We start from the raw sequence: 22,115 nt of genomic DNA, 5'->3' as shown, positions 1-22,115 counted from the left end.
CTAATCCCGTATGATTACTTAGTGACACTCTTCGAAGAATTACCGAAACGACAGACCAACGAAAGTCTTGATGACCTGCTGCCATGGAACGTCCGATCTATCTAGGTGGTGATGCTCTGACGCTTACGTCTTAACAGATGATGAAAGACCTGTCGTGTTATATGGAGATCACGAGTCTGATGGCTCTAAGTTTATGTCTAAATCATGAATACATTTAGTCTTTTATTCATGCCTTTTCAATATAGTTACATGTTAAATGCTATCTGGGTTAGTGCGCTGGTTGGTGGTGTATGTGGCTTTTTATCTGCGTATTTGATGTTAAAAGGTTGGTCATTGATTGGCGATGCTTTATCCCATTCTATTGTACCGGGGGTGGCTGGAGCCTATATGTTAGGTTTGCCTTTTGCTTTTGGCGCTTTTCTTTCCGGTGGGCTGGCGGCTGTTTCTATGTTGTTTCTTACTCAGCGAACGAAGCTTAAAGAAGATGCTGTGATTGGTTTAATTTTTACGTCTTTTTTTGGTTTGGGCCTGTTTATGGTTTCTTTGAATCCTATGGCCGTTAATATTCAAACTATCGTGTTAGGTAATATTCTTGCGATAACTCCCTCAGATATTGTTCAGTTGGCTATTATTGGTGGAGTGTCATTAACTATTTTGTTGTTGAAATGGAAAGACCTTATGGTAGTTTTTTTCGATGAAAACCACGCAAGGAGCATAGGGTTAAATCCAAATACATTGAAACTTCTTTTTTTCACTTTACTTAGTGCATCCACTGTTGCAGCGCTACAAACTGTCGGTGCTTTTTTAGTGATTGCAATGGTAGTAACGCCAGGGGCAACGGCTTACTTACTAACGGATCGCTTTCCAAAAGTTATCATTATGAGCGTATTGATTGGTGCTATTACTTCTTCTGTAGGGGCTTATATAAGTTATTACATTGATGGGGCCACAGGCGGTGTTATTGTTGTATTACAAACTATGATTTTTATGACTGCATTTCTATTTGCCCCTAAATATGGTTATTTTGCTGCAAGGAAAAAAGTGAGAGACGCCAGAAGAGAAGAAATAGTAGAAGGCGTAAATTGATGGATCAAATAGTGACTGTTTTATTTGAGCCCTTTAAGTTTGAGTTTATGAAACAAGCTTTTATTATGGTGGTACTGATTGCTATACCAACGGCTGTTCTATCTTGTTTTCTAGTGCTAAAGGGGTGGTCTCTTATGGGGGATGCGATCTCCCACTCTGTTTTGCCCGGTGTTGTATTGGCGCATATTCTAGCATTACCTTATTCTGTTGGGGCTTTTGTCGCGGGTCTATTTTGTGCTCTGTTTACCGGATTCTTAAAAGAGAATAGTCGAGTTAAAGAAGACACACTTATGGGTGTTGTATTTTCTGGCATGTTTGGCTTGGGTCTGGTGTTAATGGTGAAGGTACAAGCTGCGGTTCATCTGGATCATATTCTTTTTGGAAATGTGCTTGGTATAGATTGGCGCGACATACAGGAAAGTGCCGTGATTGCGATTGTTGTCGTTGTTTTTATGGCTCTAAAAGGCAAGGATTTATTGCTTTTTATATTCGACCGACAACATGCAAAGGCGATAGGTTTGCCGGTTAGTTTCTTGCATTATGGGTTATTGATCATTCTATCTTTGACAATAGTGGGAGCCTTGAAGGCGGTTGGTATGATTTTGGTCGTGGCGATGTTGATCGCTCCTGGGGCTATCGCGTTTTTACTTACTCGTAGTTTTATTAAAATGCTTGCCTTATCAGTTTGCATAGGAACGAGTTGTGCTGTTTTAGGTATGTATGTGAGCTTTATTATAGACAGTGCACCAGCCCCTACGATTGTTTTGTTGATGACGTTGACTTTTATTACGATATTTACTCACAACCGTTTTAAGTGTCGCGTTAAAGCCTCCTCCATTGATCGAGAAGCAGGCAGTTCAGAGGCCCTATTTTAAAAACACATTTCTCTTTTGCTCTAAAAATAGTCTATAGTGAATTGAGCGCTCAAAAAATAGACGATAATGAGAGGGGATACTATGAAACTCAAATTAACGCCAACTCAGAATTTATGCATTGGGTATTTAGAGTCCGGTTTTACACTGATTGAGCGAGATAATCAGTATTACTTTGTGAAAGGTCATCGATGTCAAAAGGTATTGCCGAAAACCTTAGAGGCTTTGGTTAATCGAGGGGCTTTGGAGTACACAGAGCAAGGGGATTACCTGCTGAGTGATGAGTTTATGGAATACCGTAAACAAATGCGTTATAAAAGTAGCAGTAAGCTCACTTGTCATTGATCTTACTGGCTACGAATCGTTTGTTTGAATGCCGCTTTGTTTTTTAATCACACGCATAAAGCACATTGCAGCAATAAAACTACTGCAATGATTTTGGTGTTTCTGTGAACAAATACCCAACTGCTTGGGCTAAGGCTGGACTAGCATGGCCGCTACGTAGCAAACGCCACAAAGGCTGTTTGGTTTCTGAGTGCTGGCTGAGCTCTGCCGTAATTTGTTTAAACGCAATGTAACCATCTTCGCGGTGTGCAAGTTTTTCCATAATAATGCGCAGAAGCTGAGGATTTTGCCCCAACCAGTGGGGGCATTTAGCGGCGAGAGCGGCAATGTTGTGAAGGTCTTCCTCTTTGCATTCCGTCAAGCTGCCTAAGAGACCAAAAAGAGGTAACAACAAGGTATCGTTCAGTGTGGTTCTTGATAGCGCTCGTAAATAGCTGGCTTGCATTAAGGCATCTTGTTCCGTCTGTAGCTGTTTAATAAGAACATTTTGTACGCTCTCAGGCAGTTTTTCATGCTCTAGAGCGTGGCATAAAGCACTGACAACCGGCTTAGCCGCGACAGGAAGGGCTTTATTGATCAGCTCTTGATAGTTGGCTTCATTCACACGTGCAGCCAGTTCAGCGATGCCTTGTAAGCCTAATAATTGCCAATCGTCATTTTGCGCGCTTAAATCCGATGATAAATGTGTAACCACATCTTGAAAATAAACAGAAGGCGTCTGACGTAGGTCTTTTCCTAGAATGGCATGAAAGCTTGCCATGCGTTCTTGGTCGGGCTTAAAGGCGTAAGGGCTGTCTTCTAAAGCCTCTGATAAACCTTTCGCTTCCCCTTTGTGCAAAATTTTATCGACGATGCTTTTGATAAAATGATCGCGTGTGCCCAGATTCAAACAACCTGCCTCATCAAGTGGTAACTTTAGAAACCAAATCACGGTGTCGGCTGTTGTGTCAGGCGCAGTCGATTTCAGGTGTTTCTTTTTTAATAAACAAGCGAGCCAAGCGTGCTGACGAAATGGAAAGGGGTAAACCTGCTGCTTTCGGTCAAATTGTATGGCTTGCTGTGGCGTGATTTTGGTAATGTGGCGTCCTAGGTCGTAATAGTTGACATCACATTCAACCATGTCGAATAAGTCGGAAAGAGATTCAATTTTGTTCATGATAAAATATGAGCTCAGTTGCCGATAAAAGCCAAGCTTGGGCTCTTATGGGATTATAAAAAAATCCTATCTTACCGTTTTTTAAAGGAGAAATCAGGTTGAAAGCAGTCTTTTCTGATCAGCCTACATTGGCAGATTTATTGGCGGATTTACAGGGTGCTATGCAAGAAGCCAGTGTATGGGAATGCACCGCTCCCAGTGACATTGCATTACAAAGTCAGGAGCCATTTTGTATTGACACCATGTCTTTCCCACAGTGGTTGCGTTTTGTCATGATCACCCGATTTAAACTCATATTAGTCTGTGGGCAAGATCTACCGGCCAGCTGCCATATTTCTCCTATGGCTGAAGAAGCCTTTAAGTCTTTGCCTAGCGGGCAAAGGCAAGCCATCGTGTACTGTTTAGATCGTATTGATCAGCACTTAAGTAGTTCACAATGACAATGACAATGGCAACCGGGCAGGATTCCGTCGTTGACGATCTGATTTGGCTGGTGGAAGGTCATTATATCGAGTGTGATTTTGATTTAACGCCGTATTGGCATGAAAACATTGCTGAGCGATTACAAACATTGAGTGACCATCCAGCGCCGCTTTACACGGCGTTAGCCGAATGCAAATCGCATTTCATGGGCAGTTACTTTGAGACCTTGTTTTCGTTTGCAATCGAACATTTATCGACCCTCATTATCCGGTTAGAGCACACACAGATTCAAGCAGACGGAAGAACGCTAGGGGAAGTGGATATGTTGGTGGAAACACCGATAGGGACTTTTCATCAGTTTGAAATCGCGATTAAGTTTTATTTAGAACGACCGGACCTTGCGCCCCATGATTGGATAGGACCAAACAAAAACGACAGCTTGCTGAAAAAAGTGACGCGGGCTCGTCAGCATCAGTTAACCATGTTCACTACGCCACCAGGGGCCGCTATTTTGGACGCTGTTGCCAATAAACAAAAGGCCGATGGGAATTTACTCATGTTCGGGCGTTTATATTCTGCCTTAAATTCGCAAGCGGATATTGACGCTTGGTTGCAACAAGCTGATAGGGGCGGCTGGATACGAGTAGAGTTGTTACCACGCTTAGCTCAGCACTTTACTCACTACGCAAAAATGAAAAAGCCTCACTGGATGGCAAGTCCAAGTCGAGAAGCGGTGTCACTTCTTTGTGCAGAGCGTTTAGCCGCAGAGTGTGTTCATGCTTTTTTATCCGATGATCGACCAGTGCATCTGTGTTTATGGCCTACAACGGGTTTGAATAGGGTCAATCCATCACCAAAAGCGCTTTTTGTTGTGCCTGAAGGCTGGTAACCATTTCTCCCCACGAGGGACCGCTGAGCCGATTTTTGATGTTCTACTTTTGGCGAATAAGGTATCCTCCTCGGCTTAGTATCTATAGATAAAGATAAAGACCCATAAATAAAAAGTAGGATTGTTGTGTCAACGCTTGAAAATCTTTCCTGTCCCATAGACGCTGCACCATTACGCCAAGACGGGCGAATGTTACTGTGTGAGCATGGGCACACTTATGATCTTGCTAAAACAGGTTATGTGAATCTGTTGCCCGTGCAAAACAAACGTTCAAAAGACCCAGGTGACAGCAAGGAAATGGTGGCGGCTCGTCAGCGTTTTTTGAATCAAGGACATTATGCCCCTATTGTTGACGCCATACTTGAATCCTGGCCAGACCCTCATTTAGTTGATCATGTACGCGTGTTGGATGCCGGTTGTGGAGAAGGTTATTATTTACACGAAATCGGTGATGCTCTTTCCAACCAATCCATTCAAGCAGACAGTATTGGCTTAGACATTTCTAAGTGGGCGGTACTAGCCGCCAGTAAACGTAGTAAACAAATAGGGTGGATTGTCGGCAGCAACGCAAGCTTACCTGTGCCTGATTGCCGTTTTGATGTGGTGTTGTGTCTGTTTGGCTTTCCTGTGTTTAGTGAGTTTTCACGCGCATTAAGTGACGACGGTGTTCTGCTGTTAGTCGAGTCAGGCGCTGATCACCTTATCGAATTGCGTCAGCTACTTTACCCAACGATTCACGACTACAAACCAACTCATTCAGACGGCGTATTAGGGTTTGAATTAATCAAAGAGCACACACAACGCTTCACCTTCTGCTTATCTTCTCAAGCTAGTATCCAGGACTTATTGAGCATGACACCGCACATTCATAAAGCCTCTTATGAAGGAAGAGAAGCCGTAAAGCAACTTGATTCGATTGTGTTAACGGCGGATGTAAAGCTCCGTTGGTATCGAAAACAAAAGGGAATATACCATGTCTAGTCATTTAGAAGAGCTCTTTAAGAAGAACAAAGAGTGGGCAACGAAAGTTACGGAAGAGAACCCAGAATTCTTTTCTACCCTATCCCACCAGCAATACCCGGAATATCTTTGGATAGGCTGTGCTGATAGCCGTGTGCCAGCCAATCAAATTGTTGATCTGCTACCGGGCGAAGTGTTTGTTCACCGCAATATTGCCAATGTTGTGGTGCATACGGACTTAAATTGCTTATCAGTGATTCAGTTTGCGGTTGATGTTTTGAAAGTGAAACACATCATGGTGGTCGGTCATTATGGTTGTGGTGGCATCAAGGCGGCGATGGGCGCAGAAGAACACGGCATGATTGATAATTGGCTGCGTCATATAAAAGACGTCTATCGATTACACAGAGAAGAAATTGATGCCATTACAGATGAACATGCTCAGCTCGATCGTATGTGTGAACTCAATGTCGTAGAGCAAGTAGCGAATGTTTGCCACAGCAGTATTGTTCAAAACGCTTGGAAAATGGGGCAAGAGCTGCATGTGCATGGCTGGTGTTACAGCCTTGAAAACGGACTGATTACTGACTTGGAGCGCACCGTATCGAGCGCATCAGAATCCATTGAGCAATTGAACAATATGTAGTGTTCTTAAAGATTTCTGACGACTTCTAAGTGACCAACGAGCCAAATAAAACGCATTGAATGCTCGTTCTATTTGGCTTTTTATTTAGCGCTTTTGTCTAGAGAGAGGTTATTTACAGGTTGTTGTTCTCAGCGATGGTTCTTGCACAACCGGCAATGGTTGAACGTAGCCATATGTGCCCCGGATCATGCTGTAACAGCGGGCTCCACAACATCTTGAGCTCAACTGGGGGAATGTCGAAAGGAGGCGGCAATACCACAACACTTTTATTGTCTTTCATTAAGCGCGTTGCCAATGACGGCAGTGTGGCGATTAAGCCCAGTTGCTCAGTAGCACGCATGGCGACATTGTAGTTTCGTGTAAATAAACGGATGTTTCGTTTAAAGCCTAAATCCGCCAAAGAACCGTCAACCCAACCTAATTTTTGTACTTCCTCAGGTTGAATACCCACACCCACACCAAAGCCAGTTTTGCTTACCCAGACATGTGGGGAAGACAGGTAGGCGTCTAAAGAGAAGTTTTTGGCTATCTCTGAATTGGCCGGCACCAAGCAAGAAAAGTGATCGACCCAAACCGACTTTTGATGGAAGGATTGGGGCAAGACATCAAATCGGTTGATGACAAGGTCTACCTTGCCTTTTTCCACATCATGAAAACTGACATCACTGGGGTTCATGACATCCAAAATCACATTAGGGGCTTCTGCTTGAAGTTTCTGCATCAAAGGAGGAATAAGCGTGGCTTCAGCGTAATCGCTGGCCATAATTCGAAACACTCTTGAACTGGATTGCGCTTCAAAATTTTGCCCTAGATGTAACACTTCATCCACTGATTGCAGAATACTTTGCACACGGGGCTGTAACTGTATGGCCAATGCCGTTGGCATCATGCCATCACTGGTGCGTACCAACAATGGGTCGTGAAATAGGTCTCGTAAACGTCGTAAACCGTTACTCATGGCAGGTTGTGTGATGCCTAATTGATTGGCAGCATGAGTCACATTTTGTTCTCTCAAAAGAGAGTCCAAATAGCGTAGTAAATTGAGATCTATTTTATCTAACTGCATAAAGTAAGGGGCTCGTCTACTAACCTAAGGGACTGCATCATACTTCATTTTACTAATGAATAGAATGATTCACCCTTGGTTATCATTGAACCTATTCACTAAGCAAAGGCGATTTGCCTGAGTTTGATTACGTAGCCGCTTGTTTTTAGGTAAGCGGCTTATTTTTAGTATTATTTTGTAAACATGCCCAAAGCGTAATCGGTTACTATTAAATCCATGATGTTTATTAAATTACAGTGGTCTGTACACGGATTCAACGCAAGGGTAAGTAACTATGAGGTCGACAGGAAGCACGTCGGAACAGGGTCGTATTTATAACGAAAGGGTGATTTTGCACCTTGTTCGACAGAACCCTGACATCTCTCGTGTGTCCATAGCAAAATACACGGGGTTAAGTGCACAAACGGTTTCTGTCATTACCGCAGCGTTACTTGAGCAGGGGTTACTGCAGGTGTCCGGTAAAGTGAAAGGTCGTCGCGGGCAACCTTCGATAAAACTCAGCATTCGTAAAGAGGGAGCGTATGGGCTGGGGGTTAATATTGACCGCAATCATATCAGTGCTGCTTTATTAGATTTTTCAGGAGCCTGTATTTTACTGCTAGAGCGCCAAGTTTCTTTTCCAACAGAGCAGTTGGCCAAAGCCATTGCAACGGAGTTAATAGAGGAAGTCAAAGCGATGCTTGGTGAAAACTGGCATAACGTACACGGGATTGGTTTGACGCGGCCTGATTACATGGATGACTGGCTAGACACCTTGGTGACCAACGCCGAACAACGCGCTGATTTGATCGCTTTAAAAGCGGCGTTGGTATATTGGCAGTCTGATGCCTTTGAATCTTGGCTAACCGATCTGACTCAGCTGGTGTGTTTTTGTGAAAATGATGCCGTTGCCGCTGCGACGAGTGAACTGCTGCTTTCGCCAACCGCATCGCAACGAGACTTCTTTTACCTGTTCATCAGCCAAGCGTGCGGCGGTGCATTTGTCGCCAAAGGGGAATGTTACTTTGGTGCCCATGGCAAAGCGGGCAGTTTTGGCTTGATTCCGACAGCGACCGGCAAACATGGTCAATGGATTCTGGAAGCCTTGTCTTTGTCTTCATTGCAACGTTTTTTAGAGCACCATTTATTGGCTTGGCCAACGGATGATGTCATATGGTATGAGCCGACTTATAAAGAAAAAGTTGCTCAATGGTCAGACGAAGTCGCAGGTGAAGTGCAACCCGCGTTACTGTCGGTTATTGCGCTTTACGATCCAGACAGCATTCTGATTGGTGGGCGTCTACCCAAACCGGTGTTGGATACCCTAATCATCAGTATGAGCGCCAAGCTTACCCCTTACAGTGTATTACCCTTGCCGACAATTGATGTCGCACAAACGGCTTACACAGCAGGCGTATTGGGCGCAGCGGTATTGCCATTGTATGGCTCCTTTGCGCCACAGAGTGATGTTTTACTTTTGGGTTCAAAGTCGCTGGGGTCTGATGTGACTGGCGATAAGGCGACTCAGCAGAAGAGACTCAACCGATCCACTCAATTCGTCAATGACGTCAGGAAGTATCATGAGATTGGAAATACAGTGCGAAGATAGAATCGGTATGGTCAGAGAGGCGTTGGATTTATTTGTGCCCCTCGGTATTGATATGCGTTTGGTAGAAGTGGATACCTTGCGTCGCTGTATCTACTGTGGTTTTCCAGACATTGCGTTTGAAACGTTACAGTGTTTATTGGCTAATATTCGTCGATTAGACAGTGTTGAAGATGTGAAAACGGTGATGTTTACACCTTCGGAACGAGAGCATAATGCCCTTTATACCTTGCTGGAGGCCTTGCCAGATGGGGTAATCTCGGTGGATTTAAAAGGTCATATTACGATGGTAACCGCCTTAGCGGCAGAGGAATTAAACGTTTCCGTTGAGGCACTGCTGCATCAGCCTTTATCGCACTTCATCAAAGGTGTGCCTTTTACTAAAGATACTTGGGCGAACCCAAAAGAAGGGGTAAGTAAGCGTATTCGTGTGAAGGGTAAAGCGCTGTTACTGGAAATGAAGCCTATTTTTGTCAGTGACGACGAAGGTCATAAAAACACCGCTGGGACCGTCCTATATTTAAAATCGGAAGCGCGCCTTGATCGTCAGACCGCCAGCTTAAAGCGAGCGCCAGAAGCAGAGCAGCGTCTAGAAGCGTACTTTCACTCCGCTGTCATAAAAAGCCATGGGATGAGAGAAACCTTGCGCAAGGCAAAGGCGTTTATGACGGTGGATTTGCCCCTATTGGTACAAGGGGACGTTGGGGTAGGCAAGGGCGTTCTAATTGAAGCCTTGTTTCAATATTGGCAGCAACGTCAAGGAGAGCAAGATGCTCGATTAATCGTGTGTCATGCGCGGGATATCACCAGAGAGGAAGTGTCGCAATGGCATCAGCAACCTGGCTGGAGAGTGATCAAAGACATTGAACAGCTAGATGAAACGGTTCAAGAAGATCTGATACGCTATCTTGCTCAACAGTCGAATATTGGAACCAGTCTAGATACGCCTGTACGCCTGATCAGTGTTTCGTCATTGGATGAAGTGTCTTTGAGTCAGCACCCAACACTCAAAACAGCACTGTATCTTGCTTTGTCATCTCTTACCTTATCGGTGCCCGCCCTGCGTGATCGAGCGGAAGATCTACCAGGGCTTGTTCAGCAAATACTTCAAGCCGAGTCTGAGCGTCATCGTTTGCCTATGCCGTTGCTTTCGAAGGGGGCAATGACGAAATTAGCCTTATATGAGTGGCCTGGCAATATTGTGCAGTTACACAATGTATGTCGACAAACTTTGCTGACGGCACCGAGTACACCATGGCAACCAGAGGAAATACATCTACCCACAACCGTTGAGAATGGTCTGGGTGAGCTGGTGGAGCATTCATTAGAGCGCACAATGAAGCGATGGGAGTCGGATCTACTGAAAGCCCTGTATCCCCATTACCCAAGCACTCGAAAATTGGCTAAAGCCGTGGGAATGAGCCACAGTGCCATTGCCAATAAACTGAAGGATTACGGAATTAAAACGTAAAAAAACCAGACAAAATCTTATCTGGTTTTGTCCGGTTTTAGAGTTGTCTGGTTTTAAGAGCCCAGTGAGCTAAGTCGACTGATTAAGAGCGACGACGGCGCTGATTAAGGCGATTTTGAAGTGTGTCTTCGCGCTCAATCTTAATCGGTTGCAGCTTTGTCTTTGGTGTGGCCGTTAATTTCTGGATATTGGCTACCAAGAAAGCAATGGCTGCGCAGGCAGCAATAAAAAGCAAAAGTTCAAACATGGCATTTCTCCAATCTCGTTCTTCTCATCATGGTCCATTATGACCACGGGGTAAAGGCAATTTTCTGATCTTCTTATTCAGGATGAACAAAGAGGCTCATATGACTTATAAATCGTAACGCTTTCTTAAATATCGAGCGACGCCGTCTTCATCATGGTGACCAATAATATGATTGGCCGCGTTTTTTACATTTGGCATGGCATTTTCTGTCGCGAAAGATTCATCAGAAACCTCAAACATAGACAGATCATTGTCACCATCACCAAATACAATAAGCTTTTCGGCACCCATTTCGGCTTTTAGTTCCGTTAATGCTGAGCCTTTGCATACATTACTATGGTGTACATCCAGCCAAAATGCATCAGGATTGTAAACACCGCCACCGGAATACGCCGTTAAATGCGGATGTTTTTTGCTGTCCTGAATAATATTGTCAATGATTTCAGGATGACCCATAGCACTGATGTTGGTGATTTTTGCATGCTGAGGTAAGCAGTCTATTGTGTGTAAACTCATGTTTTTATGGCTGCCCAGCTCATTCACAAGAAGGTTACTGACCTCTCCTGTTAAAGGGGCGTGATACACACGGTGTGAACCGTCTTCCTCTAAACAAAACACAAATGGCGTAATGTTGTTTTCTTCAAAAGAAAACAACAGTTCACTGATGTGACTTTGGGACAATAGATTTCGATGACGATACTGCTGTTGGCTTGGGTCCCACCATTCAACGCCATTTTTAAAAATTTGCCAGTTAGGAAAATCATGGCCTTGAATACAGGGCATCGCCGCAAAATGGGTTCTTCCAGTAGCGACAGTGTAATGTACCCCCGCTGCTTTTAAACGTTCCAGTGTTTCAAGGGTATAGTCAGAAAGACGTTGATGCCTGTTAAGCAAGGTGCCGTCTAAGTCAAAAGCCACTAATTCCATAATCACCTCATTATTATCATTCTCAGCACTATCGCATTTTATCTGCAGACACTTCAAGCGTGAGCAATAGGCTTGTGTGATTAAGTCGCTGAACTCTTTGTGTAGATACGTCACAGTGAACTGGGTCAGTTCACTGTGACGTGTTTTTCTTGGTACGTGGTGTGTAGACAGTCAGTCGCATTCAAATACGACAATATGAGAGGGACGAATTACGCGTCTTTTTTAGCCAAAGCCGAGCCAGAGAAGCGAATGCCTTCCCAGCCATTTTCAATAAATTGGCGAATATTCTGATGATCTTCCCCTGTTGGGTTTTCTAGCACATCGACACGATAAAAATCACCAAACAAATTGAGGGTCGCAGCCTGGTCAAATTGCAGCATTGACGCCAACGAAAAAATCTTGCAAGAACCATTATTTTCGTTGATAGCATTGTTTTGTGTGCCATTTGTAAAAGCAGTGGGTGTGAAATCGTATTCGCACTCAATGACTTCGATGACTTCTTTAAATTGTACCTGATCTGGGGTGTTGTTAACTTTTTCGATCAGGGTTTGAGTGTTTAACATAATGAGCTCCATGTTCAAGGGTTTGCAATTGGTTGGGCATAGCGTACCGTCACTTTCAAAATAATAAAAGCAAGAATGCCGCACATCGCAATGGTACCGAGCATAGGAACAAAAGTGCCATTATGCAATATGCTTATAGTTGTACCGCCCAACGCACCAAAAGCGAAGCGAGAGGTTCCCGCTAAAGCGGTCACACTGCCATTGTGGTTGCCAGCGTGGTTCAGTGCGCCTGCCATAAAACCACTGCCTAAAATCCCCATGGGTCCCATATACATGACGCTGGATAAAATAATCAGCCACAAGGGCGGATGTGAAAAAAAGCTCAATACAATCATTATAAACGCCGCTGTGATGGGAATATAAATGGCGTATTTGCACAAGACTTCTGTGCCCAGCTTTTCGACATAGCGACTGTTAATTGTGGCGGCCAACATCATAGACAACACGTTGATGCCGACTAAAAAGCCAAAGTAAGCTGGATCGACGTCGTACAGTTCGATGTAGACAAAAGAAGCGCCAGTGATAAAACTCATCATGCCGCCAAAGTAAAAGGCAGAGGCGACAATGTAGCCCATAACGGTACGATTTTTTAATAATACGCCATAGTTGCGAAGCGCATTGCCTAAAGCAAATGCCGTTCTATTATGAACAGGAAGAGTCTCGGGAATGGTGCGTAAAAACAACACAACAGCGACCAAGGCTAACAGGCCAAGAAAGACAAAAATATAGTGCCAATCAAACAAGATTAAAATAGCACCACCGATAATCGGCGCTGCCAAAGGCGCTAACGCCATGACGAGCATCACCAACGACATGGTTTTAGCAAACTGATTAATGGACATGCCGTCTTTGACCAATGCAGGCACACACACAGCGACTGCAGCACCGCCAAACGCTTGTATGGCACGACCGATGAGTAAGGTTTCATAGTGTTGTGAAAGCGCACAAAGGAAGCTGCCTAATGAGAAAATGATTAGCCCTCCCACCACAACTTTGCGACGGCCTATGGCGTCAGAAATAGGACCAAATACCAGCTGAAACAAGGCAAACACCAATAGGTAAATACTCAATGTGAGCTGAATCAAACTGATGTCTGTATTTAGGCTGTTTGCAATCGTTGGAATACTGGGTAAATAAGCATCAATAGCGAAAGGCGTTAACCCAGCAAGAAGACCAAGAACCAAAATAATGGGCAAAGAAAGAGTCATAAAGCAACTTAGGTCGGTGGGTTAACGTATAAAGAATAAAGTACATTATAGTGGCTTTGTTTGTGAACCGGCAGTTTAATTGTGCAAACAGCAAGTAAAGCTATTTTCGCACCGCAACGTGACCCTGAATGTTTATCGTGTCCTTGTGGTTTTCAATGAATGAACGTGGTTCAATCTCGCTTCTCTTTCTCAGCCCTTTATTGTTAAAAGGAAAACTATGTTACGTTTTTTTGAAAAATGGATATCGGCCTATCCAGAAACGGAGACAGCACAGGCACCAAAAACCTTGTATGCGTTTTGTCGATATTTCTCAAAAGGCGTTGAAGTTCCCTTAGTGTTAATGTCCATATTGACGGCCAGCATTGCGATTTTAGAGGTCGTTTTGTTCAGCTTTATGGGGAAACTCGTTGACTGGTTAATTAACAAAGACCCAGAGACCTTTTTTGCTGAGGAAGGCACTCATTTATTGTGGATGTCTTTTATGATTCTGGTGGCTATGCCACTGATTACTTTTGCACATTCGGCCATTATCCATCAAACGTTGCTGGGGAATTACCCCATGCGCATTCGCTGGTTGTCCCATCGTTATATTTTGCGTCAAAGTATGTCGTTTTTTCAGGATGAGTTTGCGGGGCGTATTTCAACTAAGGTGATGCAAACCTCCTTGGCCGTGCGTGAAACCGTGATGAAACTGTTGGATGTCTTGGTGTACATCAGTGTGTACTTTATTTCCATGGTGGTGCTTATCGCGAAGGCAGACTATCGCCTGATGATCCCCATGTTGGTGTGGCTACTGTGTTATGTGTTACTGCAAATGTATTTTGTGCCCAAGTTGAAAAAGATATCGGCTTCACAGGCGGACGCCCGTTCCACCATGACGGGACGTATTGTCGATAGCTACAGTAATATCTCTACTGTTAAGTTGTTCTCTCATCACCAGCGCGAAGCAGAATACGCCAAAGAGGGCATGGACGGTTTCTTACAAACTGTCTATGTACAAATGCGTTTGGTGACCAAGTTAAACGTGGGAGTACAAACCTGCAATTATATCTTGGCCTTTGCGATTGCGGCGTTATCGATTTGGTTGTGGAGCGACAGCGTGATCAGTGTAGGGGCGATTGCCATCGCAGTGAGTTTGGCGTTGCGATTAAATGGCATGTCCCAGTGGATTATGTGGGAAATCAGTATGCTGTTTGAAAATATCGGCATGGTCAATGACGGTATGAAAACCTTGTCTCGTCCGGTGGAGATTGAAGATCAAGCCGAAGCAAAAAACTTGTCTGTGCCCCATGGCATGATTGAATACGATGCCGTTAATTTTCACTACGGTAAGCGGGATGACAAGGTGATTGAGAACCTCAATCTTGCCATAAAACCTGGTGAAAAGGTGGGGCTGGTGGGGCGCTCCGGTGCCGGCAAATCCACCATCGTGAATCTATTGATGCGTTTTCATGACATTGAATCGGGGGAGATTCGGATTGACGGGCAAGCGATTCAATCCGTAAAGCAAGATTCTTTACGCGCTCAAATAGGCATGGTGACACAGGATACCTCTTTATTGCATCGTACTGTGCGTGAAAACCTTCTGTATGGTCGCCCCGACGCATCAGAGGCGGAAATGATTGCCGCCGCCAAACAGGCAGAAGCGCATGAGTTCATCCAAACGTTGACCGATCCTTTTGGTAACCGTGGCTATGATGCCATGGTTGGTGAACGCGGTATCAAATTATCTGGTGGACAGCGCCAACGTATCGCCATCGCTCGGGTGCTGTTAAAAGACGCGCCACTGCTGATTCTGGACGAAGCGACTTCTGCCTTAGATTCTGAAGTGGAAGCGGCCATTCAAGAAAGTCTTTACCAGCTAATGCAAGGTAAAACCGTCATTGCCATTGCCCATCGATTATCAACGATTGCCGCCATGGACAGGCTGATCGTATTGGATAAGGGGTGCATTGTTGAGCAAGGAAGTCATGAGGAATTGCTTAATCACAAAGGCATTTATGCCGCGTTGTGGGCACATCAAACCGGTGGTTTTTTAGCGGAAGATATTCAACTACAGATAGACTCTCCTAAAGCGTCTTCTTAGGTGAGTGGTAAGCGTCACTTGTAAAAGCCGCTTGTGAAAATAACAGATTAACTAAGAGTCAAGGTGAGTCAAATAATGACCTATGTGATTTTGTTGCTGGCGATTGTGTCTGAAGTCATTGCGACCTCGGCCTTAAAAGCGTCGGACTCGTTTAGTAAGCTTGGTCCGAGCTTGATTGTTGTGGTGGGGTATGTGTTTTCATTTTACCTATTGACCATTGTTATGCGATCAATGCCGACGGGCATGGCTTACGCCATTTGGGCTGGGTTAGGCGTGGTGCTGGTTTCTTTGTTTGGCTACTTTTTTGCTAACGAAAAACTGGACTTTGCGGCTTGTTTGGGCATGTCGTTGATCGTGTTAGGCGTGGTGGTTATTAATGTGTTTTCTAAAACAGTGAGCCACTAAAACCCATGCCTAGATTTCAGTGACTCTTGGTTTTAGTGCTCCTAGGTTTTAATGACCCATAGATTATTGATTTACTTTGTCTGGGTAATTCGACCTTTTTTATTGGCCAGCCAGACAAATTGGTAGGGCATTAGGGTCACTTTACCAAGGTGATCTTCGTACACTTGTTCAGACACGAGATCTGTCCAAGTGTCTGTGGCGATTAAGTTCAATTCAGATAAATTAAAACTCTGAGGCTGGTCTGTCATATTGTACACAGCGAAAAGGCTTTGTCGGCGATCAATGCTTTGACGCCAAAACGCGAACAAGTTTTCCCCCATGTGTAAAACATATTGCGTAGCATTGGGATGAAAGGCCGGTTGAGCGCGACGGACTTTGGTTAGTTTGGTGACACTTTGAAACACTTTCTGATGGTGAGTTGGGGTGTTCAATGCGTGTTCCAAATCTTCCATATCCCAAATATGGCGATTGATTGAGCGGAATTGCCCTGTGTTCTCCACGCGTTCTAGGTCGTTTTCTGTACCAAATAAACTGTGAATATAAAACGCGGGTACCCCCTCAAGAGACATCATCACGCCAGCTGCACATAAGAAGCGAGCAAATTGCCATTGATCAGGTCCCTGCTGAGCCGACCCTGAGAGGGCATTCCACAGGCTGATATTAATTTCATACGGTTTGGCTTCACCTTGTGGCGTGGTGCGTGAGCTGATTTTACCGCCAAAACGTTTCATGGTGTTGATCAGGGTGTCTAATTCCCATTCGCTCAACAGCCCTTCGGTCGGACGCAGGCCGATACCGTCGTGTGATGCAAGAAAATTAAGATAGGTTGTCCCTTGTTGGGCGGGTGGCATGCTCATCAGCCATTGTTTCAAATGGCTGCAATTGCCGGTGACCAAGCTATTGATCAGCAAAGGGGGCAAGGAAAAGTTGTAAATCAAGTGGGCTTCGTTGGCATTCCCAAAATAGGTCAGGTTTTCTTGGTTAGGAATGTTGGTTTCGGTGATGATTACGGACTCGGGCGCATAGTGTTCAATGAGCAAACGAAGTAGACGAATGATCTCGTGTGTTTGTGGCAGGTTAATGCAGCTGGTGCCTGGGATCTTCCATAAAAAAGCTACAGCATCAAGGCGAAACCAACGGATACCTTTTTCAAGATATAAGCGAATGATGCGTAAAAACTCCAGCAAAACTTCAGGCCTTTCAAAGTTCAAATCCACCTGATCATGGCTGAAGGTACACCAGACGTGTTTTTCACCATGCTTAGTTTGCACTTCCCTAAGCAGGGGGGACGTTCTGGGTCGAACCACCGCACTCAAATCCAGCGTTGGGTCGGCTTCATAAAAAAAGTTGGCCCCAGGGTGGGTGCCCGCTTTAAAGTTTTCAAACCACATACTGCGACTGGAACAGTGATTGATGACCAGGTCGCCCATGACTTTGAAGTCTTGTGCTAACTGGGTCACATGGCTCCATTTTCCAGATGACGGATTGACCGTCGTATAATCCATCACACTAAAGCCATCGTCGGAGCTGTACGGGAAAAAGGGCAGCAAGTGAACGGCAGAAATGGCGTCCGATAAGCTGGTTTTAGCAAACTGATGCAAGGTCTCTAATGGCGCTTCTCCTTCCCGACGCAGTGTGTCTGCGTAGGTGATCAGCATAATATCACCCTGGTCCCATAAGCTTTTATGGGGCCGTGGTGACTCGGTTGCAGGGTCAAGGTGAAAGGTGGCAAGGCATTGGTCGGCCAGTTCTTTGCTATTTAGCTGGGGATAAATGGTCTGTAAATGCGCAATTAACCTAGGTTCTAAATGAGACAAAGGGGCGTTTTCCATAGTTATCTACCTGTCTTTTTTGATCAGTGAAAAGTGACAATGTCGTAAGGGAAGATTTCTCCGCTACTGCCTTGCACCACGCTTGCACTCGCATCATGTCGAGTCATGCTTATTGAGTACTGAATTCAGCCATATCCGCGTCTACGGCGTCGGCCAGTTGTTCCATGACCCCTGGGAAGGCGCTGACGACGCGGTTCCAACTTGGAATAAAAGGCGTTTCCATTGGGTTTTCAAGGTATTGGTTGCCGGCTTTCATAATGTTACTGGCAAACAGTTCAACGGCTTGCTCTTCCGTGTGTACATCGAGTTTTAAGCCATTGATTTCTGCATCGTTACGGTATGCTTCGATGAAATCCAGTGCCACTCGATAGTAGGTGGCCTTGATGGTGCGGAAGGTTTCTTGGTTGAAAATAGTGCCGTTTGTTGCCAGTTTTCTGAAAATGGCCTTGGTGATGTCGATGGACATTTTCGATAAGCCACCATCGTCATTATCGGCAGACAAGTCTTGATGTTTGTGGTCATAAATATCGGCAATGTCGACCTGACATAGGCGGTTTTTTGAGTAGTTGCGGTACATTTCACTTAACACGCCAATTTCTAAGCCCCAATCGCTGGGAATGCGTAAGTCTGTCATCACATCGCGGCGAAAAGAAAATTCACCTGCTAATGGGTAGCGATAGCTGTCTAAGTAATCAATGTAATCCAAATGACCAAAGACTTTGTTCAATGAACACAGTAAGGGCGTTACTAATAAACGGCTAACGCGACCATTCATTTTTCCGTTTGCCGCACGGGCGTAAAAGCCTTTGCAAAATTCGTAGTTAAAATTGGGGTTGGCCACAGGGTAAATCAAGCGTGCAAGCAGTTCACGGTCATAGGTCACTATGTCACAGTCATGCATGGCGATGGATTCGGCTTTACCCGCTGCTAAGTTATAGCCCATGCAAAACCAGACGTTACGGCCTTTGCCTGGGTCGGAAGGAGAAAGTTGTTCGCCCTTAAGAACGCTGTCGATCGCACGCAAACGAGGGCCGTCGTTCCAAAGCACCTTGACGTTTTGCGGTAATACGCTGAAAAAATCCAAAGCGTGTCGGTACTGTTCTTCTGTCGCACGGTCAAGCCCGATGATGATTTCTGACAAGTAAGGGACTTTTTTCAAATGCTCAAGAATATTGGGCATGGCGTCTGTTTCTAATTCAGAATACAGGCAGGGAAGAATAAGCGACATAGGACGTACCTTGGCAAATTCAGTCAGCTCTTTTTCCATTTCTTCTAGCGGGCGGTTGGCCAGGTTGTGAAGGGTGGTGATGATACCGTTTTGATGAAAATCGCCCATAATAGCACTCCTAAATATTGTTATAAAAATACAGTGGTCAGTGTGTAAACAGTGTTGTTAGCGCCTCTTCGTAAAGAGGGTTTCTTTTATAAGAGGCCTCGCTTGGTCAACAGGCTGTTGATTGCTTGCGCCCAGCCTTCAGGGCCATAGCCATCGGTTAGCCAAGCATCGCTTCGATTGGGTATGCTTGGTGCGTCATGGACGGGTGAGCGAACCACCACAGGAATGTCCGCTTCGCTCAGCATGCCTACGTCATTTTCGCCGTCACCAAGGGCAACGGTCGTGATGGCAACGTGATCTTTCTGTTTGTAAAACGACGTTAACCAACGCATTGCATTCGCCTTGTCGCAGGCCTTACCCATCAGATGTGCAAAGCGTCCGCCTTTTTGAATTTGCACATCAAAGGGCGCGAGTGCTTCCCGTAACGTGTTGAGCGCGAGGTTGGAGTCAGCCCACACCATGGGCTCGGTAAATTCTCTTTGCATGGCTTGTTCGGCGCTTTTGCTGTCAAGACCGGTTAGAGTCATCAGATCTTGCTGGGTCATGTTACTGAAGCGTGTGAAAGCGTAGTGCGCTTGTTTGTCTTGGGTAAGCTCAATTAAACGTGCCCGAGTTGGGCCAAACGCTTTGCGCCAATAGTCTCCGCAATCTTCTAGCGCTTCTTTTTCAATAAAAAGAGGCTCAATGGAAAGAGATTTAGGAAGATATACCGCTGAGCCGTTTTCAACGACAAAAGGGTCTTGGTGGTGTAAGGCCTGTCGTAATGTGATGAGTTCGGCAAAGGTTTTGCTGGTGTTGATAATACAAGGGATTGAAAAGGCTTTTAAAGACTGCAAACTGGCCTGCGCCGGCTGGAAACGGTAGGTATGATGATCTAATAAAGTACCATCTAAATCGGTATAGATTAACAGTGTGGTCATCTTGATTCCTGTTTGGGTCCATTGAAAATACGCTGGACGTTATTGAATGACTTGCAAATCTGGTGCCAGTGCGCAAAAGTACGCGCCCATTAAAAGAAGGTTGCGTCTAAGGTTAACTGGGCGACAAAACAGATTGATGACAAATTTGCTGCGGTTGTGCTCGCTGATTGCATTGGCTTTATTGGCCTTTGCGGCCAATTCCGTGTTGTGTCGGTTGGCCTTATCGGATGGTTTGATTGATCCTGCCAGTTTCACTGTAGTGCGCTTATTGAGTGGTGCGTTTACGTTAGGGCTGCTTTGTGGGTTACAGTCTTTAACAAGCCGCACTGACGGTATTGAAAAGGTGTGGTCAGAGGGCAGTTGGTTGTCCGCCATAGCGCTGTTTGTTTATGCAACCGGCTTTTCCTATGCCTATGTCACACTGGAAACGGGAGTGGGCGCCTTGATACTGTTTGGGGCGGTACAGCTGACTTTAATTGTATTGACGATGTTGGCTGGGCAGAAGCTAGCTGGGCTGGAATGGCTTGGGTTAGTGATTGCCTTTATGGGCTTTGCGTATCTTGTGTTGCCAACCTTATCGTCACCGTCATTAGTGGGGTTCATCTTAATGAGTGTCGCGGGTGTCGCGTGGGGGTTATATACCTGGCGAGGAAAACGATCGACAAAGCCGCTTTTTGCGACTACGTCAAATTTTGTTCGTACGCTACCCATGTTAGGCCTTGTGTTGCTGGTGGTGAGCATCAATAAAACGACCTCTATGCAAATGGAAGGGGTTGGGTATGCACTGGTTTCAGGCGCCTTAATGTCAGGATTAGGCTACGCATTGTGGTATGCGGTACTGCCATATCTTAGTGCTTCATTATCGGCGGTTTTGCAGCTATTAGTGCCTGTGATCGCCACGATAGGTGGCGTTATATTTGCCAATGAATCCATAACCTTACACCTAGTGATTGCAACATCGGCTGTGTTGGGGGGCGTCATGTTGGTGATTTTAGGGAAAAAGCGACCTTCTAAAAATGCTTGATTTTGGTGCGTTTTTGAAGGCGTGCGACATTTCTGACAGAGTATGTGTTTAATTATGACACAATGAGAAGCACGTATTTTTAAACGAAAAGGACAGAGTATGAGTGTGAAGACAGTTATTAGAAAATTGATTTCAATGGCTACATTTTCTAGCAACACCTCATCCGACACAAGTATTGATCAAGTGCTTCGTAGCGTGATGACGATGATTGACGAAATGGTCGATCAATCCGAAGGGCGTGGGATTATTTTTACTGACTGCGAAGGTGCGAAGAACATTTTTGAGGGATACGTACTGTCGGACGATAAAAGCCTATTAAGCTTACGATATACTTATAACAGTGAAACCTACCAAACTCAGATCGATAACCGTTGTTACCAAATTAAACGCTTAAAAGATCAAATCATGGGTTTTGATTCAGATGGTGAAGCGTTTAATTTGTCTTTTGGTCCGCTTGTTTAACCCTTCAAATTTTTACGCTTCTATCGTGCGTTCTGACAAAGCAACGTAGGCCACGGTAAAAGCCCCTTCTTGAAACGCTCGCAAACCGGTTGCTTTAAACGGGATCGGCATGGGGTTGTGTTGCAAGATTTCTTTGGTTTTGGCACCGCTGAATAAATCAACTTGGACTGTGTCAATAAGTTGAATAGCCGCTTCTATTTTAAAGCCCACCGAGGCGCCAGCAAATTTTCCCTTAGTGGGGCGCTCACGAATAGCGACGCGTTCTACTTTATAATCTTCGAATAATTTCTTTAGCATAAACTGGAATTTACGCATACTTTCTGCGCTGTCTGAATGGCTGAGAGTGTGCCGAGTCTGACGGCAATCAGCGATTTGAAATAGGCCATCTTGTTTGGACAGCAAACATAAAATAACCTCGCTGCCTTTTATTTCAATACCACAAGTGATCATAACGGTGTCCTAACAATGTCTTAAATAAGTGTTTAGCGCATTATGGCACAAGAGGCGACAATCTCGCAGAGTAAAAAAGACTATGGGAAGAAAACATGGCAAGTCATATCTAAGGTGAAAACCAAAGAGTGTGGTGTATTACACTTTTTTGAATGT

Annotated in this window: 24 protein-coding genes; 14 read left to right on the top strand and 10 right to left on the bottom strand. The window is 44.9% G+C overall.

The genetic code is table 11. The annotated features are described in order from the left end of the window. Window positions 1–3 precede the first annotated feature (3 nt). The 4 genes from LG368_RS12710 to LG368_RS12695 all read left to right on the top strand — a co-directional run bounded on the left by LG368_RS12710 (window position 4) and on the right by LG368_RS12695 (window position 2,303). Window positions 4–105: a transposase domain-containing protein gene (locus LG368_RS12710; RefSeq protein ID WP_338086327.1), complete on the top strand. Its 102-nt coding sequence runs from the start codon at window positions 4–6 to the stop codon at window positions 103–105. 99 nt (window positions 106–204) lie between these two features. Continuing rightward, window positions 205–1,086 carry a metal ABC transporter permease gene (locus tag LG368_RS12705; protein ID WP_226755104.1) on the top strand — a complete coding sequence of 294 codons (882 nt, stop codon included), beginning with the start codon at window positions 205–207 and terminating at the stop codon, window positions 1,084–1,086. After that, entirely contained in the window at window positions 1,086–1,961 is an 876-nt protein-coding gene (locus LG368_RS12700; protein WP_226755103.1) for a metal ABC transporter permease, read from the top strand. Before LG368_RS12705 ends, LG368_RS12700 begins: the two co-directional genes overlap by 1 nt. Before the next feature lie 81 nt (window positions 1,962–2,042). Next, window positions 2,043–2,303 carry a formyltetrahydrofolate deformylase gene (locus tag LG368_RS12695; RefSeq protein ID WP_226755102.1) on the top strand — a complete coding sequence of 87 codons (261 nt, stop codon included), beginning with the start codon at window positions 2,043–2,045 and terminating at the stop codon, window positions 2,301–2,303. A gap of 79 nt (window positions 2,304–2,382) precedes the next feature. On the opposite strand, the gene LG368_RS12690 is transcribed toward LG368_RS12695, so the two are convergent. After that, complete coding sequence (locus tag LG368_RS12690) at window positions 2,383–3,459, bottom strand: DUF3549 family protein (RefSeq protein WP_226755101.1); 1,077 nt, start codon at window positions 3,457–3,459, stop codon at window positions 2,383–2,385. Between the two features lie 98 nt (window positions 3,460–3,557). On the opposite strand from LG368_RS12690, the gene LG368_RS12685 reads away from it, so the two are divergent. The 4 genes from LG368_RS12685 to can all read left to right on the top strand — a co-directional run bounded on the left by LG368_RS12685 (window position 3,558) and on the right by can (window position 6,377). Next, a complete protein-coding gene (locus tag LG368_RS12685) occupies window positions 3,558–3,899 on the top strand; it encodes a YqcC family protein (RefSeq protein WP_226755100.1) in 342 nt (113 codons plus the stop codon). Beyond that, window positions 3,896–4,771 (top strand): DUF1853 family protein, encoded by an 876-nt coding sequence (locus tag LG368_RS12680; RefSeq protein WP_226755099.1) that lies wholly within the window; start codon window positions 3,896–3,898, stop codon window positions 4,769–4,771. Before LG368_RS12685 ends, LG368_RS12680 begins: the two co-directional genes overlap by 4 nt. A gap of 126 nt (window positions 4,772–4,897) precedes the next feature. After that, complete coding sequence (locus LG368_RS12675) at window positions 4,898–5,752, top strand: putative RNA methyltransferase (protein WP_226755098.1); 855 nt, start codon at window positions 4,898–4,900, stop codon at window positions 5,750–5,752. After that, on the top strand, window positions 5,745–6,377 hold the full coding sequence (can, locus tag LG368_RS12670; RefSeq protein WP_226755097.1) for a carbonate dehydratase: 633 nt from the start codon (window positions 5,745–5,747) through the stop codon (window positions 6,375–6,377). The genes LG368_RS12675 and can overlap by 8 nt, the downstream gene beginning before the upstream one ends. 112 nt (window positions 6,378–6,489) lie before the next feature. Here can and LG368_RS12665 read toward each other — a convergent pair whose 3' ends face one another. Continuing rightward, on the bottom strand, window positions 6,490–7,443 hold the full coding sequence (locus tag LG368_RS12665; RefSeq protein WP_226755096.1) for a LysR family transcriptional regulator: 954 nt from the start codon (window positions 7,441–7,443) through the stop codon (window positions 6,490–6,492). Window positions 7,444–7,717: 274 nt separating this feature from the next. On the opposite strand from LG368_RS12665, the gene LG368_RS12660 reads away from it, so the two are divergent. Continuing rightward, window positions 7,718–9,031 (top strand): ROK family transcriptional regulator, encoded by a 1,314-nt coding sequence (locus tag LG368_RS12660; RefSeq protein ID WP_226755095.1) that lies wholly within the window; start codon window positions 7,718–7,720, stop codon window positions 9,029–9,031. Further along, window positions 9,003–10,499, top strand: coding sequence for a TyrR/PhhR family helix-turn-helix DNA-binding protein (locus tag LG368_RS12655; RefSeq protein WP_226755094.1), 1,497 nt, complete (start codon window positions 9,003–9,005; stop codon window positions 10,497–10,499). The genes LG368_RS12660 and LG368_RS12655 overlap by 29 nt, the downstream gene beginning before the upstream one ends. Before the next feature lie 82 nt (window positions 10,500–10,581). Here the strand turns inward: LG368_RS12655 and LG368_RS12650 are convergent, their stop codons facing one another. The 4 genes from LG368_RS12650 to LG368_RS12635 all read right to left on the bottom strand — a co-directional run bounded on the left by LG368_RS12650 (window position 10,582) and on the right by LG368_RS12635 (window position 13,444). Continuing rightward, on the bottom strand, window positions 10,582–10,746 hold the full coding sequence (locus tag LG368_RS12650; protein WP_226755093.1) for a hypothetical protein: 165 nt from the start codon (window positions 10,744–10,746) through the stop codon (window positions 10,582–10,584). 105 nt (window positions 10,747–10,851) lie between these two features. Next, window positions 10,852–11,673 carry an HAD family hydrolase gene (locus LG368_RS12645; RefSeq protein ID WP_226755092.1) on the bottom strand — a complete coding sequence of 274 codons (822 nt, stop codon included), beginning with the start codon at window positions 11,671–11,673 and terminating at the stop codon, window positions 10,852–10,854. 209 nt (window positions 11,674–11,882) lie between these two features. Continuing rightward, on the bottom strand, window positions 11,883–12,236 hold the full coding sequence (locus tag LG368_RS12640) for a HopJ type III effector protein (RefSeq protein WP_226755091.1): 354 nt from the start codon (window positions 12,234–12,236) through the stop codon (window positions 11,883–11,885). Window positions 12,237–12,250: 14 nt separating this feature from the next. Next, window positions 12,251–13,444 carry a Bcr/CflA family multidrug efflux MFS transporter gene (locus LG368_RS12635; RefSeq protein ID WP_226755090.1) on the bottom strand — a complete coding sequence of 398 codons (1,194 nt, stop codon included), beginning with the start codon at window positions 13,442–13,444 and terminating at the stop codon, window positions 12,251–12,253. 217 nt (window positions 13,445–13,661) lie between these two features. On the opposite strand from LG368_RS12635, the gene LG368_RS12630 reads away from it, so the two are divergent. Together LG368_RS12630 and LG368_RS12625 are read left to right on the top strand one after the other, a co-directional pair. Beyond that, a complete protein-coding gene (locus LG368_RS12630) occupies window positions 13,662–15,530 on the top strand; it encodes an ABC transporter ATP-binding protein (protein WP_226755089.1) in 1,869 nt (622 codons plus the stop codon). Between the two features lie 72 nt (window positions 15,531–15,602). After that, complete coding sequence (locus LG368_RS12625; protein ID WP_420827968.1) at window positions 15,603–15,935, top strand: DMT family transporter; 333 nt, start codon at window positions 15,603–15,605, stop codon at window positions 15,933–15,935. A 71-nt stretch (window positions 15,936–16,006) separates the two neighbouring features. On the opposite strand, the gene LG368_RS12620 is transcribed toward LG368_RS12625, so the two are convergent. From LG368_RS12620 to LG368_RS12610, 3 genes are all read right to left on the bottom strand, one after another. Further along, complete coding sequence (locus tag LG368_RS12620) at window positions 16,007–17,767, bottom strand: alpha-amylase family glycosyl hydrolase (protein ID WP_226755087.1); 1,761 nt, start codon at window positions 17,765–17,767, stop codon at window positions 16,007–16,009. Window positions 17,768–17,876: 109 nt separating this feature from the next. After that, window positions 17,877–19,103: a glycosyltransferase family protein gene (locus LG368_RS12615; protein WP_226755086.1), complete on the bottom strand. Its 1,227-nt coding sequence runs from the start codon at window positions 19,101–19,103 to the stop codon at window positions 17,877–17,879. Between the two features lie 86 nt (window positions 19,104–19,189). Next, window positions 19,190–20,023, bottom strand: a complete 834-nt coding sequence (locus tag LG368_RS12610; protein ID WP_226755085.1) for an HAD-IIB family hydrolase — start codon at window positions 20,021–20,023, stop codon at window positions 19,190–19,192. Between the two features lie 46 nt (window positions 20,024–20,069). Here LG368_RS12610 and LG368_RS12605 point away from each other — a divergent pair, with 46 nt between their 5' ends. Both LG368_RS12605 and LG368_RS12600 read left to right on the top strand, forming a co-directional pair. Next, window positions 20,070–21,047 (top strand): DMT family transporter, encoded by a 978-nt coding sequence (locus tag LG368_RS12605; RefSeq protein WP_338086326.1) that lies wholly within the window; start codon window positions 20,070–20,072, stop codon window positions 21,045–21,047. A 135-nt stretch (window positions 21,048–21,182) separates the two neighbouring features. Continuing rightward, entirely contained in the window at window positions 21,183–21,509 is a 327-nt protein-coding gene (locus LG368_RS12600; protein ID WP_226755084.1) for a hypothetical protein, read from the top strand. 12 nt (window positions 21,510–21,521) lie between these two features. Here LG368_RS12600 and LG368_RS12595 read toward each other — a convergent pair whose 3' ends face one another. After that, on the bottom strand, window positions 21,522–21,959 hold the full coding sequence (locus LG368_RS12595; protein WP_226755083.1) for a DUF3010 family protein: 438 nt from the start codon (window positions 21,957–21,959) through the stop codon (window positions 21,522–21,524). Window positions 21,960–22,115 lie beyond the last annotated feature (156 nt).

The organism is Marinomonas algarum, from assembly GCF_020532605.1.
Classification (GTDB): domain Bacteria; phylum Pseudomonadota; class Gammaproteobacteria; order Pseudomonadales; family Marinomonadaceae; genus Marinomonas; species Marinomonas algarum.
The sequence above is the reverse complement of the archived record's forward strand: the minus strand, read 5'-3'. Positions and strand labels throughout refer to the sequence as shown.